Genomic DNA, 15174 nt, shown 5'->3' on the forward strand with positions numbered 1-15174 from the left:
CGCCGAAGGAGCGCGACGATGAAGGCTCGATGGTGGTTGGGCATGCTGCTCGCGGCGCTGCTGGGCGCGTCGGCCGTGGCGCATGCGTGCGACTCGTACGCGCCGGGCGGTGGCCCGGCCGGTTCGGGTGACGCCGCGCAAGGCAAAAGCGGCGGCTGACGTCAGTAACCAATGCGGGCAGCGGGGCATGATCGGTCATGCCCCTTTTTACGCCGCAATTCGTTCCTTGGAGGAATCAGTTAAAGCCATATCGCGTGTTTATTGGTCGAATTGATTCGAATAGAGTGCGATCCATTCTCATCCACTCATGAAGGAATTCGCCATGAACCCGCATCGCCTGAACGATCTTGGCGCGACGCTGCTGCGCGTCGCACTCGGTGTGCTGTACCTCGCGCATGTCGCGCAGAAGGTGTTCGTCTTCACGCTGCCCGGCACCGCGCAGTTCTTCGCGTCGATCGGCCTGCCGGGCTGGCTCGCGTATGTGACGACGTTCGTCGAACTGGCCGGCGGCCTTGCGCTGCTCGCGGGCTTCCGCGTGCGTATCGCCGCGCTGGTGCTGCTGCCGTTCATGCTCGGCGCGGTGTCCGCGCATCTGCCTAACGGCTGGAGCTTCGCGTCGCCGAACGGCGGCTGGGAATATCCGGCGTTCTGGGCCGTCACGCTGGCCGTGCAGGCGCTGCTGGGCGGCGGCGCATTCGCGCTCGGCGCACCGCGTGCCGCGGCGCGAACCGCTTAAAAGGGGCGGGCATCGGCGCAACCCGTTCCGGTGACCCCCCGTTTGCCGATATCATCGCTCCCTGTATCCGCAATCGAGCGGCGCCTGCCAGGCGGCAGGTGCCGCGTGGCATTTTCGGGGGAATTCATGACGGTCATCGTGGTGGCAAATCCGAAGGGTGGCGTGGGGAAAAGCACGCTGTCCACCAATCTTGCCGGCTATTTCGCGGCGCAGGGCGCATGGGTCGCGCTCGCCGATCTGGATCGGCAGCAGTCCGCACATGCGTGGCTCGACCTGCGGCCGGCCGGCCTGCCGGCGATCGAGGCGTGGAATCTCGATCCGGACGCACCGTCGAAGCCGCCGCGCGGCCTCGAATATGCGGTGATCGACACGCCGGCCGGCCTCCACGGCAACCGGCTCAACGTCGCGCTGCAGCTCGCCGACAGGGTGATCGTGCCGCTGCAGCCGTCGATGTTCGATATTCTCGCGACCCAGCAGTTTCTGGAGCGCCTCGCCGGCGAAAAGGCCGTGCGCAAGGGCAGCGTCGAGGTCGGGATCGTCGGGATGCGGGTCGACGCGCGCACGCGCTCGTCCGACCAATTGCACCGTTTCGTCGAAGGGCTCGGGCTGCCGGTGCTCGGCTACGTGCGCGACACGCAGAACTACGTGCAGATCGCCGCGCACGGCCTGACGCTGTGGGACGTCGCGAAAAGCCGCGTCGAGAAGGATCTCGAACAGTGGCGGCCGATCGTCGAATGGGCCGAGCGTCGCGCGCCGAAAGCGGAGAAGGTCGCCAAGGCGTCTTGATCGCCGATGGCCGAATACCGGCGAAGCCAGGTGCAGCAGGGTGAATGAAGAAGGGCCTGATCCGGCATCGTGTCGGATCAGGCCCTTCCTGCATATGCGGCCGCGCGGTGCCGGCCGTCACGACGCGCGGGGGCGCCGAGGCAGCGATCCGGCGCGTCGCGACACGCCGGCCGCGGCGTGGATCAGGTCCAGTTCTGCGTCGGCACGTGATCGCGGTGGCCCTTGATCTTGTTGCCTTCGTCGATGAACACGAGCTTCGGCTTCCAGCCGGCCTGCAGCTCGGCTTCATCGACCATCGCGAACGCCGCGATGATCACGAGGTCGCCGAGTTGCGCGCGGCGAGCGGCCGAGCCGTTCAGCGAAATCATCCCGCTGCCGCGCTCGCCCTTGATCGCATACGTCGAGAAGCGCTCGCCGTTGTTGATGTTCCAGATGTCGATCCGTTCGTTTTCGATGAGGCCCGCCGCTTCGAGCAGGTCTTCGTCGATCGCGCACGAGCCTTCGTAATGCAGCTCGCAGTGCGTGACGGCCGCGCGGTGGATCTTCGATTTGAGCATGTGGCGCTGCATGGTATCTCCGTGATGCGTGAGAGGCGAGGGCGTGCGGCCCGTCAGATTTCCAGGTTGTCGATCAGGCGCGTCGCGCCGAGTTTCGCGGCCGCGAGCACGACGAGCGGCTCGCCGGCTTCGAGTTCGGCGGCGCTCGGCGCGATCAGGTTCGCGCGGCGTCGGATCGAGATGTAGTCGGGCGCCCAGCCGCGCTCGGCCAGATGCGTGCGCGCGGTCTGCTCGAGCCTGCCGAGGTCGCGTTCGCCGCCGAGCACGCTGTCGCGCACGCGCTGCAGCGTTTTCGCGAGTTCGGGCGCTTCCTTGCGCTCGTCGGTCGACAGGAAGCGGTTGCGCGACGACAGCGCGAGGCCGTCCTCGTCGCGCACGGTCTCGGCCGCGATGATGTCGACCGGCAGCGCAAGCTGCTGGCACATCCGGCGCACGATCATCAACTGCTGGTAGTCCTTCTTGCCGAACACGGCGACGCGCGGCTGCACGCACGACATCAGCTTCGTGACGACCGTGCACACGCCGGCGAAGAAGCCCGGGCGAAACTCGCCCTCGAGAATCCCGCCGAGATCGTCGGGTGGCAGCACGCGGTACTCCTGCGGCTCCGGATACATGTCGCGCTCGGTCGGCGCGAACAGCACGTAGACGTTTTCCCTCTGCAGCTTCTCGATGTCGTCCTGGAGCGTGCGCGGATATTTGTCGAAATCCTCGTTCGGGCCGAACTGCAGCCGGTTGACGAAGATGCTCGTCACGACCGGGTCGCCGTGCTGGCGCGCGAGGCGCATCAGCGACAGGTGACCGTCGTGCAGGTTGCCCATCGTCGGCACGAACGCCGTGCGGTTCTGTCCGCGCAACTGGTCGCGCAGTTCCTGGATCGAGCTGATGACTTTCATGATCGGGTAGCGGGTTCCTCGCGCAGGCGCGCGTTGGCGCCGCAACAGCGGCGTCGGGGTCGAAGCGGAGAACGCCGGCGCGCGGGCGGCGCATCGGGCGTCGGCGGATTGTAGAGGATTTGGCCGCCGGACGCATCGAAAAAAGTACGATCGTTCACTTTTTGACCGGGCGCACCGCGAGCGAGCCGCGCGGGCGGGCGCGGCGGCAGGATGCGTGCATTTCGGTGTGCGGGGGTGGTGCGGGCGCGGCGGCGCGCCTTACGCGGGCAGGTACGCGAGGCGCACGTAGATCGGCGCGAACGGCTCGGCTTGCGTGATCTCGACGAGCGATTCGCGCGCGAGTTCGAGCATCGCGATGAAGTTCACGACGACGACCGGCACGCCGCGCGACGTGTCGAACAGGTCGGCGAACTCCATGAAGCGTGCGTTTTGCAGCCGGCGCAGGATCAGGCTCATGTGTTCGCGCACCGACAACTCCTCGCGGGAGATCTTGTGGTGCTGGACGAGCTTCGCGCGCTTGAGCACGTCGGCCCATGCGGCGCGCAGGTCGTCCGAGTCGACGTCCGGGAAGCGCGGCGTGATGCTCTGCTCGATGTAGACCTCGGCACGCAGGAAGTCGCGGCCGAGCTGCGGCAGCTGGTCGAGGCGTTGCGCGGCGAGCTTCATCTGCTCGTATTCGAGCAGGCGGCGCACGAGTTCCGCGCGCGGATCCTCGGCTTCCTCGCCGGTATCGGCCTTCTTGACCGGCAGCAGCATCCGCGACTTGATCTCGATCAGCATCGCGGCCATCAGCAGGTATTCGGCCGCCAGCTCGAGGTTCGACGTGCGGATCTGGTCGACGTAGCCCAGATATTGCGCGGTGACCTGCGCCATCGGGATGTCGAGCACGTTGAAGTTCTGCTTGCGGATCAGGTACAGCAGCAGGTCGAGCGGGCCTTCGAACGTCTCGAGGAACACCTCGAGCGCATCGGGCGGGATGTAGAGATCCTGCGGCAGCTTGAAGAGCGGCTCGCCGTACAGACGCGCGAACGCCGCGACACCGTCAACCGTGTCGGGCGTCGAATCGGCGCCCGCGGGCGCGGCAATCGCGTCGTCCTGCCGGGCGGCGCTGGCCTCGTCGGCGGCGCTCACGTCGTCAGAAGTTCTGGTAGTAGACGTAGGACGTTTGCTTCACGCGCGATTCCTGCTGCTCGGCGCGCTCGTCGAGGTCGATCGGCTGCTTGTCCCACAGCAGCGAACGGCCCTTGCGCTGCTCTTCTTCGAGCGTCGGCTTCTGTTGCTTGAGCTGGTTCAGGAATTGCGTGACGTCGGACTGGTACGGCATGGCTTGGCTTTCCGTTTCGGGCGGCGCACGACGCGCCGGGTTCGCGATGGCGGGATTTTACCGCATCGCGGGGAACAGCCGGCGGCAATCGCGCGTCGAATCGGCTGGCCGACACCCGCGGCCCGACCGGCCGGGCCCGCGCGCGCTTCGTTGCGTGCTGGCGTCAAAGCGGCGCCCGTGGGGGCAGAGCCGTCGCCCTGTGGTCAAATACGGGGTTTTCCACACAATCACGACAACCGAGGACGAGGTCATATTTGGCGGGTCAGGTGAACCAGCAGGCACAGACGGCGCATGAGGCGAGCCCGTGCGCGGTGCGTCACCGCGGTCGTCGCGCGTGGCGCGGCGCCGGTGCGGCGGCCCGGGCAGCCCTCGTGGGCTGTCTCGCCGCGTTCGTGGTGCTGCCGGCTTACGCGAAGTACGACGTCGACATCGACGCGCCGCGCGCGATCCGCAAGCTCCTCGAGGCCCATCTCGACATCGCGCGCTTCGCCAAGCGCGACGACATCAGCGACGACCAGTTCGACTTCCTCGTGACCGCCACGCCGCAGCAGGTGCGCGACCTGACCGCGACGGCCGGCTATTTCTCGCCGGTCGTGCGCACCGACGTGCGCACGCGCGACGGCAAGCGCGACGTGCGCGTCGCCGTCGATCCGGGGCCGCAGACCGTCGTGTCGACGGTCGACCTGGCATTCAACGGCCCGGTCGGCACCGAGGATCCGAAGCAGGAGGCCGCGACCCGCTTCGCGTTCTCGCTGAAGCCGGGCGACCCGTTCACGCAGTCCGACTGGGACGGCGCGAAGGGGGCGGCGCTCAGGCAGCTGCAGTCGCGCCGCTACCTGGGCGCGAAGATTGCGTCGTCGGAGGCGCGCGTCGATCCGCGCACGCAGCGCGCGACGCTGGCCGTCACGTTCGACAGCGGCCCGACGTTTACGATCGGCAAGGTCGACGTCGACGGCGTGCGCCGCTATCCGGAAAAGATCGTCACGAACGTCAATCCGCTGTCGGAAGGCGAGATCTACGACGTGCAGCGGATCACCGAGCTGCAGCGGCAGTTGCAGAACACGCCTTACTACGCGAGCGTCGCGATCGACGTCGGCGACGATACGGCGAAGCCCGAGCGCACGCCCGTACACGTGAAGGTCAGCGAGTTTCCGTACAACAACATTCGCGGCGGCGTCGGCTACGCGACCGATACGGGCCCGCACGTGCAGGGATCCTACACGTATCTCGACACATTCGGCGCCGCCTGGCCGCTCACCGTGTCGGGCCGGCTCGACCAGATCCAGCAGTACGGCCAGGTCCAGCTGTCGATGCCGCCAGGCGAGAAAGGATGGACCAACAGCGTGCTCGCGTCGTACACGAACACCAACGTGTCGGACACGCGCATCTACAGCGCGCGGGTCGGCGCGCAGCGGACACGCTCCGGTCAGTTCATCGACTACGCATACTCGCTGATGTTCTACCAGGACCGGCTCGACCAGAACGGCGCCGGCCCGACCACGAGCCGCGCGCTGGTGCCGCAGTGGGCCTGGACGCGCCGCAACGTCGACGATCCGCTGTTCCCGCGCTCGGGCAACCTGATCCACGCGGAGGCCGGCTTCGCGATCAAGGGCGTGCTGACCGATCAGACCTTCATCCGCGGTTACGCGCGCGGCCAGCAGTACGTGCCGATCGGCAAGCGCGACCTGTTCGTGTTCCGCGCGGAGCTCGGCGGCGTGTTCACGAGCGGCAGCTCGAGCGGCGTGCCGGCGTCGCTGCTGTTTCGCGCGGGCGGCTCGAATTCGGTGCGCGGCTATGGCTACCAGAGCATCGGCAACAGCGTCGACGGCTCCGTGCTGCCGACCAAGTACCTGATGACGGGTACCGCCGAATATCAGCACTGGTTCAACCGCGACTGGGGCGCCGCGACCTTCTTCGACATCGGCACCGCGACCGATGCGTGGGGCGAGCGCGTGTTCTACCCGGGCGTCGGCATCGGCGCGCGCTGGCGCAGCCCGGTCGGCCCGATCAACGTCGACGTCGCGTACGGACTGCGCAACCACAGCGTGCGCCCGTACCTGACGCTCGGCATCGCCTTCTGACCTTGTTGCACGAGCCACGACGAACCGCATGACGAAGGATCCGAACGACACGCCGCCGCCCAACGATCCGGACTCGCCCGAGCGCGCGCCCGACGCGCCGCCGCGCCGCGTGCGTGGGGGCCGGATCGCCGCGTGGGCGCTCGTGACGGTCGTGCTGCTCGTCGTGCTGGCGGCCGGGCTCGTGCTGGCCGCCGCGACGACCGAGCGCGGCACGCGCCTCGCGTGGCAGACGGCCGTGCGCGTGCTGGGCGGCCGGCTGGCGGGCACGCTCGAAGGCGGTTCGCTCGCAACCGGCGTGCGCGTGCGCGGCTTCGCGTGGACGAGCCCCGGCGGCGCCGGCACCGAAGTGCGGATCGACCGGCTCGACGGCCGCTGGGCGCTCACCCGTGCGCCGTGGCGGCTGTCCGTTGACTACCTTCGCGCGGGCACGATCGACGTACGGATCGCACCGGGTCCGTCGACGCCGGCCGCGACGCCGCAGGACCTGAGCCTGCCGCTGCAGTTGCGGATCGACGACCTGCGCGTCGATCACCTGGCGATTCACGAAGGTGGATCGACGACGCAGCTCGACCATCTCGCGCTGAACGGCCGCAGCGACGGCCGTCACCATGAGCTCGCGCTCGACGGCGTCGACACGCCGTACGGTGCGCTGACCGCACGCGCGAAGCTCGACGGCGTGAAGCCGTTCGCGCTGACGGGCAACGCGACCTACGTGGGCAAGCTCGCGAACGAACCGGTCAACGCGAGCGCGAACGTATCGGGTTCGCTCGAAGCGCTCGTCGCCGACGTCACCGCGAGCGGGATGAAGCTGAACGGGCGCGCGCACGTCGAGGCCGCGCCGTTCGGCGCGGTGCCGCTCACGCGTGCGTCGCTCGCGTTCGATCACGTGAACCCGCAGGCGATCGCGCCGGGCGCGCCGGCCGCCGATCTCGCGGTGCGCGCGGAGCTGGCGCCCGTGACCGCGCCGGCCGGCGCCGCACCGGCGAAGGGCTTCGCGGTGACCGGCCCGGTGTCGATCGTCAACGCGAAGCCCGGCACGCTCGGCGAGCACCTGCTGCCCGTCGTCGACGCCCATGCGACCGTCAATCTCGACGCACACGCGCAGCGGATCGACGACCTCGCGCTGAAACTGATCCGCGACGGCAGCGTGACCGGCAACGGCACGCTGACGGGCGGCAAGGGCCGCTTCGACCTGAAGGTCGCGAACCTTGACCTCAATGCGTTCGTCGCCGAATTGCGGCCGATGCGCCTCGGCGGCCCGCTCGGCGTGACGCTCGCCGGCGACGTGACGACCGTGGACTTCAACCTGAACGATCCGAAGCTTGGGCTCGGCGCGCGTGCGAAGGTCGCGCTGACGTCGCAGCAGACGGCGCTGACCGATGCGCGCGTGACGGCGGGCAAGGGCCGTATCGACCTGACCGGCGTGTTCCGTCACGACGCGCATTCGAGCTACGACGCGAAGGCGACGCTGACCGCGTTCGACCCGCTGCTGCTCGCCGCGATGAGCGCGCCGGGCGCGGGTGGCGGCAAGCCGGCCGCCAGAACGGCGAAGGCAGCAGCGAAGGCGCCGGCCAGGCGCGGCGAGACGCGCGTATCGGGCACGCTGACGGCCTCCGGCGCGTTCGAGCCGCAGGTGTCGACGAAGGCGACCTTCAAGCTCGGCGACAGCCTCTACGACGGCGTGCCGCTGACCGGCGCCGGCGTCGTGCAGCTCGTCGGCGCGCGGATCCTGCCGAGCAACGCGAACCTGACGATCGCGGGCAACCACGTCGACCTGCGCGGCAGTTTCGGCGCGCCGGGCGACCGGCTGCGCTTCGTCGTCGACGCGCCCGAGCTCGACCGGCTCGGCTTCGGCGTGCAGGGGCTCGTGCAGGCGCAGGGCGAGCTGACCGGCAGCTTCGCGCATCCGAACGTGACGGCCACCTACAAGGCGCAGCACGTCGTGGTCGGCTCGAACCGGATCGGTGCCGCGCAGGGGCGCGCCGACATCCGCGACGGCGCGTACGGTGCGCTCGTGTTCACGGCCGACGCGACCGACATCGCGCTCGGCTCGCTGCAATTGAAATCGCTACGCGCGAATCTGGACGGCACGCGCGCGAAGCATACGCTCGACGCGTCGGCGGTCGGGACGGCCGGCGGCCGCGTGATCGACCTGACGCTCGCGGCGAACGGCGGCGTGATCGAGAATCGCGACGGGATGCGCTGGGACGGCACCGTCACGCGCCTCGCGAACCGCGGCACGCCGGCGGTGGCGCTGCTCTCGCCGCTCGCCGTGTCGGCCGGCGCCGGCCGCGTGACGCTCGGCGCGACGCGGCTCACGCTCGAAGGCGCCGCGATCGACCTGAAGTCGTTCGTGTTCGATCACGGCCAGATGCGCTCGGCAGGCACCGTGCGCGGCGCGTCGGTCGCGCGCTTCCTCGAGATCCGCCAGGAGCTGACGGGCCAGCGGGCGCCGGTGCGCACCGACGTCGTGCTCGACGCCGACTGGGATTTCTCGCTCGGCGCGAACGCGACGGGCTACGTGCAGGTGAAGCGGCGCGGCGGCGACGTGACGATCGAGACCGGGCGCGGCATCGCGTCGCTCGGGCTGACCGACCTGTCGGCGCGCGCGAGCTTTGCGCCGGGCAACCGGCTCAATGTGGTGGCGCTGGCGAAGGCGAACCGGGTCGGCACGCTCGACGCGAACGTCACCGTGCCGTTCGCGCTGCGCGACGGCGTGTTCGGCGTCGTCGACGATGGCCCGCTGGCGGGCCGCATCGACGCCGACATCCCGTCGCTGAAGGCGACCGGCAACCTGTTCGGGCCGAGCTACCTGCTCGGCGGGCGCGCGGCGCTGAAGCTGACGATCGCCGGCACGCCGGTGAAGCCGAACGTGTCGGGCATGCTGACGGGCGACGATCTGTCCGCGACGCTCGTCGACCAGGGCGTGCAGCTGAAGGACGGCATCGTGCGCGTGAAGCTCGCGGAGAACCTCGTCGAATTCCAGCAGGTCGAGTTCCATGGCGGCGACGGCACGCTGCGCGCGATCGGCCGTGTGCGTCTCGACGGTGAGGCGCCGGACCTGACCGCGAGCATCGTCGCCGACAAACTCGAACTGTTCGCGGCGCCGGACCGCAAGCTGTCGCTGTCCGGCAAGGCGACCGTCGCGAACGACGGGCCGCGCGGCGCGCTGTCGATCGACGGCAAGTTCGTCGTCGACCGTGCGCTGTTCGACTTGCCGGAAGACGCGGCGCCGCACTTGTCCGACGACGTCGTCGTGGTGCGACCGGACGGGACCGTGCGCGGCGAGACGCCGACCGGCACGGCGGTCGCGAAGCCGCAGAAGGTCGAGGACAAGCCGGCGCCGTCGCTCGCGCCGCGCGCGAACATCGACATCGGCCTCGGCAACAACTTCCGCTTCAAGGGACACGGCGCGGATCTCGGGCTGCGCGGCACGATCACCGTGATGAGCGCGCCTGGCGTGCCGCTGCGCGCGATCGGCAACGTGCGCGTGACCGAAGGGTCGACGTACACGTCGTTCGGCCGCAAGCTCGCGGTCGAGAACGGCTTCTTCACGTTCAACGGCCCCGTGTCGAATCCGGGCGTGAATATCCTCGCGATGCGGCGCAACCAGGAGGTCGAGGCCGGGGTGCAGGTCACCGGCACGATCCAGGCTCTGACGGTCAAGCTGGTGTCGGAACCCAACGTCACCGACAACGAAAAGCTGTCGTGGCTGCTGTTCGGGCACGGCACCGACCAGGGCAACAACGTCGGCCAGCAGGGCACGATGACGGCGGCGCTCGCGCTGCTCGGCAGCGTGACCGGCAAGCGCGTCGCCCAGACCTTCGGCCTCGACGAATTCTCGATCGGCCGCAGCGAAGTCGGCCTGACCGATCCGCAGGTCATCCAGGTCTCGAAGGCGATCAACGAGCGTTTCGTGCTCGGCTTCGAGCAGGGCCTGCAGTCGGCGAGCAACGCGTTCAAGGCGACGATCAACTTGACGCGCTTCTGGTCCGTGTCTGCATACGGCGGCACGTTCCAGGGCGTCGACCTGAACTACACGCGGCGCTTCGATAGCTGGTTCAGCCGGCGGTGACGGCACGCGCTGCGACGCGCATCGGAATCGTCGTCGCGCATGAAAAAAGCCCCGCACGCATCGTGCGGGGCTTTCGTGTGCAACGGGCGGCGCGTGCTGCTTACTTCACGCGCATGCCGGGCTTCGCGCCGCTGTGCGGCTCGAGGATGTAGAGGCCCGGCTCGGCCTTCTCGTCGGCGGCCGACGCGGCGAGCACCATCCCTTCGGACAGCCCGAACTTCATCTTGCGCGGCGCGAGGTTCGCGACCATCACCGTCAGCTTGCCGACGAGCTGCTCGGGCTGGTACGCCGACTTGATGCCCGAGAACACGTTGCGGGTCTTTTCCTCGCCGATGTCGAGCGTGAGCTGCAGCAGCTTGTCCGAGCCTTCAACGGCCTGGCACGCGACGATCTTCGCAATGCGCAGGTCGACCTTCGCGAAATCGTCGATCGAGATCGGACCGTCGTCGGCACCGTTCGCGGCGGCCGCCTTCGCATTCGCCTTGGCGTTCTTGCCTTCCTTCGCGGCGTTGGCCGCGCTCGCGGCAGCGGCGCCGGTGGCCTCGGCCTGCAGCGAATCGCGGTTCGCTGCGAGCAGCGCGTCGATCTGCTTCGGGTCGACGCGCGTCATCAGGTGCTGGTACGCCTTGATCGGCTGCGTGGACGACAGCGGTTTCGCGGCGTCGGCCCACGTGAGCGGCGCGATCCCGAAGAAGGTCTCGACGGCTTCGGCCACGCGCGGCATCACCGGCTTCAGCGCGAGCGACAGCAGGCGGAACGCCTCGAGGCTCACGCTGCAGGTTTCGTGCAGCGCGACCGCGTTGGCCGGATCCTTCGCGAGTTCCCACGGCTTCGCGCCGTCGACGTACGCGTTCACTTCGTCAGCGAGTTCCATCGTCTGGCGCAGCGCGCGGCTGTATTCGCGCGCTTCGTAGTGCGCGGCGAGCGCGGGAATCGCATCGCGCAGCTTCGCGACGAGCGGATGGTTCATCGCGCTGTCCTGCACGCGGCCGTCGAAGCGCTTGAGCAGGAAGCCGGCCGCGCGGCTCGCGATGTTCACGTACTTGCCGACGAGATCGCTGTTCACGCGCGCCTGGAAATCGTCGAGGTTCAGGTCGATGTCTTCCATCGTCGCGTTCAGCTTCGCGGCGAAGTAGTAGCGCAGCCATTCCGGGTTCAGGCCGGTGTCGATGTAGCTCTGCGCGGTGATGAACGTGCCGCGCGACTTCGACATCTTCGCGCCGTCGACCGTCAGGAAGCCGTGCGCGAACACGTTGGTCGGCGTGCGATGGCCCGAGAACTCGAGCATCGCCGGCCAGAACAGCGTGTGGAAATACAGGATGTCCTTGCCGATGAAGTGGTACTGCTCGGCGGTCGAGCCCGACCGGATCCACGCGTCGAAGTCGATGCCCTTGCGGTCGCACAGGTTCTTGAAGCTCGCGTAATAACCGACCGGCGCGTCCAGCCACACGTAGAAGTACTTGCCGGGTGCACCCGGGATCTCGAAGCCGAAGTACGGCGCGTCGCGCGAGATGTCCCAGTCGGCGAGGCGGGCTTCGCCGGCGTCGCCGAGCCATTCGCGCATCTTGTTGGTGGCTTCGGGCTGAGCGAGGCCGCTGACCCATTCGCGCAGGAACGACTCGCAGCGCGGGTCCGACAGGCGGAAGAAATAGTGCGTCGACTTCTTGCGCACCGGCGTCGCACCGGACACGACCGAATACGGATTCAGCAGTTCGGTCGGCAGATAGGTCGAACCGCACACTTCGCAGTTGTCGCCGTACTGGTCCTTCGCGTGGCACTTCGGGCATTCGCCCTTGATGAAGCGGTCCGGCAGGAACATTTCCTTGACCGGGTCGTACGCCTGCTCGATCTCGCGCTCGGCGATCAGGTCGTTTTCCTTCAGCGCGAGGTAGATCTTCTCGCTCAGCACGCGGTTCTCGTCCGAGTCGGTCGAGTAGAAGTTGTCGAACGACACGCCGAAGCTGTCGAAATCGCGCTTGTGCTCGGTCCACACGCGGTCGATCAACTGCTTCGGCGTGAGGCCTTCCTTCTCGGCGCGCAGCATGACCGGCGTGCCGTGCGTGTCGTCGGCGCCGATGTAGTAGACCTCATGGCCGTGCATTCGCAGCGTCCGCACCCAGATGTCGGTCTGGATGTACTCGACCAGGTGGCCGATGTGGATCTGGCCATTGGCATAGGGCAGTGCGGACGTAACGAGGATCTGGCGGCTGCCTTGCGGCGCCGCAGCCTGCACGGAAGTGAGGTCGGATGCGGACATAGGGTCTGTAGAAGAACGGCGGAAACGACGGAAACTGCGATTCTAGCAGGGGCGCGGGCACGTCAGCCGGCGCGGGCGCCGTGGAGCGGACGCAGGAAGGGGCGGGGCCGCCGTGGCGGCTTGCCCGGCGCTGCAATGCTGCGGCGCAGCATGCGAATTCCGGGCAAAAAAAACCGGGGCGGATACGGCCCCGGAGCAACAACGACAAGAGGAGAATGGTGACGCGCCGGCTGCGCCAGCCGCGTACCGTAAAGACAGACCGCAGGCCGCGACAGAAGTTCGAAATTTTTTTCGATTCGTTATGGATCCCGCTGGAAGCCTTGTGCGGCGGGGGCGCGTGCCCCCGTTTTCTCCTCTCGCGGCGATGCTTACTGCTGTGCTGCGCGCAGGTAGATCTCGACGCGGCGGTTTTGCGCACGGCCGGCTTCGGTCGCGTTGTCCGCGATCGGGTTCGACGGGCCCATGCCTTGTGCCGACAGGCGGCCGCCGGCGACGCCGCGCTGCACCAGTGCGTTCACGACGCTCTGTGCGCGGTTCTGCGACAGCGTCTGGTTCAGCTGTGCCGAGCCCGTGCTGTCCGTGTAGCCGACAATCGATGCCGTCACTTGCGGGTTCTGGTTCAGCGTCGTCGCCAGGTCGTTCAGGAGCGGCGTGAAGGCCGGCGTGATCGCGTACTGGTTCGTCGCGAACGTCACCGAGCTCGGCACGTTCAGCTTCAGCGAGCCGTCCGGCTGCTCGGTCACCTGCGTGCCCGTCTTGGCTGCCGACGGCGCGAGCTTGTTCTTGATCGCTTGCCAGTTGTAACCCGTCACGCCGCCGACCAGTGCGCCGACGCCCGCGCCGATCGCCGCGCCCTTGCCGCCACCGGCCAGCGCGCCGATGCCCGCGCCCAGCGCCGCACCCGTGCCGGTGCCGACGGCCGTATTGTTGCCTTGCTGCGTGGCGCAGCCTGCCAGCAGCGCGCCGGCGAGTGCGAAGACGGACAGGCGAGTCGCGATTTTCATGTTCATCTTGAATTCCTCTCTTGGTTGAACGAGTCGACAACGACGACAAACAACAGTTACGGCTCCCTGCACGGACGCCCGAAAAAGGAAGGGCCGGCCCGTGCCGCGGCAGCCGCCGAGGCGGCCGCATGCCCTGTTCGCCAGCGGGGCTGTTCCGGACAGGGCGACGCATCAGCCTCTACAATATAGGCGGTAAGTGGCCGATTTGGCCCCATAGCATGCCGCACGCGAAGATTGCTCCGACGCGCGCGTTCGCGCAATGGCGTGCAACAGATTCTTTCACTTTTCCCGATTTTCGCAGCGTTATTTGATATTTCTTGACGTTTGCGCGAGAGAAAAACGTTTTCACGGAGTTTCAATGAGCATTGACCGGGCACAAGTCGACGCCGCACTGGCGGCTGTCGTCGACCCCAATACCGGCCGTCCGTACGCGGCGAACAAGGGCGTGCGCAATGTCGCGATCGACGGTGACGCCGTGGCGGTGGACGTGGTGCTCGGCTATCCCGCGCGCAGCCAGCACGACGACGTGCGCACACGCATTGCCGATGCGCTGAAGGCTGTGCCGGGCGTGCGCGACGCGCGCGTCGCCGTGTCGCAGGAGATCGTCGCGCACACGGTGCAGCGCGGCGTGAAGCTGCTGCCGAACGTGAAGAACATCGTCGCGGTCGCATCGGGCAAGGGCGGCGTCGGCAAGAGCACGACGGCCGTGAACCTCGCGCTCGCGCTCGCCGCGGAAGGCGCGTCGGTCGGCATTCTCGACGCCGACATCTACGGTCCGTCGCTGCCGACCATGCTCGGCATTCACGGTCAGCGCCCCGAGTCGCCGGACAACCAGTCGATGAATCCGCTGGTCGGCCACGGGCTGCAGGCGAACTCGATCGGCTTCCTGATCGAGGAAGACAACCCGATGGTGTGGCGCGGCCCGATGGCGACGTCGGCGCTCGAGCAGCTGCTGCGGCAGACCAACTGGCGCGAGCTCGACTACCTGATCGTCGACATGCCGCCGGGCACGGGCGACATCCAGCTCACGCTCGCGCAGCGCGTGCCGGTGACGGGCGCCGTGATCGTGACGACGCCGCAGGACATCGCGCTACTCGACGCGAAGAAGGGCCTGAAGATGTTCGAGAAGGTCGGGATTCCGATCCTCGGTATCGTCGAGAACATGAGCATCCACATCTGCTCGAACTGCGGCCACGAAGAGCACATCTTCGGCGCGGGCGGCGCCGAGCGGATGGCCCGGGATTATGGTGTGAACCTGCTTGGCAGCCTGCCGCTCGACATCGCGATCCGCGAGCGCGCCGACAGCGGCACGCCGACGGTCGTGGCCGAACCGGACGGCGCGCTGGCGCGGCGCTACCGCGACATCGCGCGCGGGGTCGCGCTGGCGATCGCCGAGCGCGCGCGCGATATGACGTCGAAGTTCCCGTCGATCGTTGTTCAAAATACGTAAAACCCTTGCGG

The 15174-nt window shown here is 68.1% G+C and carries 12 protein-coding genes; 6 read left to right on the top strand and 6 right to left on the bottom strand.

Translation table 11 applies throughout. The annotated features are described in order from the left end of the window. Window positions 1-18 precede the first annotated feature (18 nt). From WS75_RS34080 to WS75_RS10660, 3 genes are all read left to right on the top strand, one after another. The gene (locus tag WS75_RS34080) at window positions 19-159 is read left to right on the top strand and encodes a hypothetical protein (RefSeq protein ID WP_170296487.1); all 141 of its coding nucleotides are present in this window, start codon (window positions 19-21) and stop codon (window positions 157-159) included. 163 nt (window positions 160-322) lie between these two features. Continuing rightward, on the top strand, window positions 323-736 hold the full coding sequence (locus WS75_RS10655; protein WP_059680623.1) for a DoxX family protein: 414 nt from the start codon (window positions 323-325) through the stop codon (window positions 734-736). A gap of 126 nt (window positions 737-862) precedes the next feature. Then, window positions 863-1522 carry a ParA family protein gene (locus WS75_RS10660; protein ID WP_059680622.1) on the top strand — a complete coding sequence of 220 codons (660 nt, stop codon included), beginning with the start codon at window positions 863-865 and terminating at the stop codon, window positions 1520-1522. Between the two features lie 182 nt (window positions 1523-1704). Here the strand turns inward: WS75_RS10660 and panD are convergent, their stop codons facing one another. From panD to WS75_RS10680, 4 genes are all read right to left on the bottom strand, one after another. Then, window positions 1705-2091, bottom strand: coding sequence for an aspartate 1-decarboxylase (gene panD, locus WS75_RS10665; protein ID WP_006484038.1), 387 nt, complete (start codon window positions 2089-2091; stop codon window positions 1705-1707). 41 nt (window positions 2092-2132) lie between these two features. Further along, on the bottom strand, window positions 2133-2972 hold the full coding sequence (gene panC / locus WS75_RS10670) for a pantoate--beta-alanine ligase (protein ID WP_059680454.1): 840 nt from the start codon (window positions 2970-2972) through the stop codon (window positions 2133-2135). A 258-nt stretch (window positions 2973-3230) separates the two neighbouring features. Further along, window positions 3231-4103 carry a segregation and condensation protein A gene (locus WS75_RS10675; protein WP_059527573.1) on the bottom strand — a complete coding sequence of 291 codons (873 nt, stop codon included), beginning with the start codon at window positions 4101-4103 and terminating at the stop codon, window positions 3231-3233. A gap of 4 nt (window positions 4104-4107) precedes the next feature. Beyond that, window positions 4108-4296: a DUF3460 family protein gene (locus WS75_RS10680; protein WP_044849219.1), complete on the bottom strand. Its 189-nt coding sequence runs from the start codon at window positions 4294-4296 to the stop codon at window positions 4108-4110. Between the two features lie 254 nt (window positions 4297-4550). Between WS75_RS10680 and WS75_RS10685 the strand changes: the two genes are divergently transcribed. Both WS75_RS10685 and WS75_RS10690 read left to right on the top strand, forming a co-directional pair. Beyond that, window positions 4551-6377 carry an autotransporter assembly complex protein TamA gene (locus tag WS75_RS10685; RefSeq protein ID WP_059680455.1) on the top strand — a complete coding sequence of 609 codons (1827 nt, stop codon included), beginning with the start codon at window positions 4551-4553 and terminating at the stop codon, window positions 6375-6377. 28 nt (window positions 6378-6405) lie between these two features. Then, complete coding sequence (locus WS75_RS10690) at window positions 6406-10452, top strand: translocation/assembly module TamB domain-containing protein (protein WP_059680456.1); 4047 nt, start codon at window positions 6406-6408, stop codon at window positions 10450-10452. A gap of 100 nt (window positions 10453-10552) precedes the next feature. Here the strand turns inward: WS75_RS10690 and metG are convergent, their stop codons facing one another. Both metG and WS75_RS10700 read right to left on the bottom strand, forming a co-directional pair. Beyond that, on the bottom strand, window positions 10553-12709 hold the full coding sequence (metG, locus tag WS75_RS10695; protein ID WP_059680457.1) for a methionine--tRNA ligase: 2157 nt from the start codon (window positions 12707-12709) through the stop codon (window positions 10553-10555). Window positions 12710-13077: 368 nt separating this feature from the next. Next, window positions 13078-13719, bottom strand: a complete 642-nt coding sequence (locus WS75_RS10700) for an OmpA family protein (protein WP_059527561.1) — start codon at window positions 13717-13719, stop codon at window positions 13078-13080. 352 nt (window positions 13720-14071) lie between these two features. On the opposite strand from WS75_RS10700, the gene apbC reads away from it, so the two are divergent. Next, window positions 14072-15163: an iron-sulfur cluster carrier protein ApbC gene (gene apbC / locus WS75_RS10705; protein ID WP_059680458.1), complete on the top strand. Its 1092-nt coding sequence runs from the start codon at window positions 14072-14074 to the stop codon at window positions 15161-15163. Window positions 15164-15174: the final 11 nt, after the last annotated feature.

Origin of the sequence: Burkholderia sp. FL-7-2-10-S1-D7, from assembly GCF_001524185.1 — a bacterium.
Lineage (GTDB): Bacteria > Pseudomonadota > Gammaproteobacteria > Burkholderiales > Burkholderiaceae > Burkholderia > Burkholderia diffusa.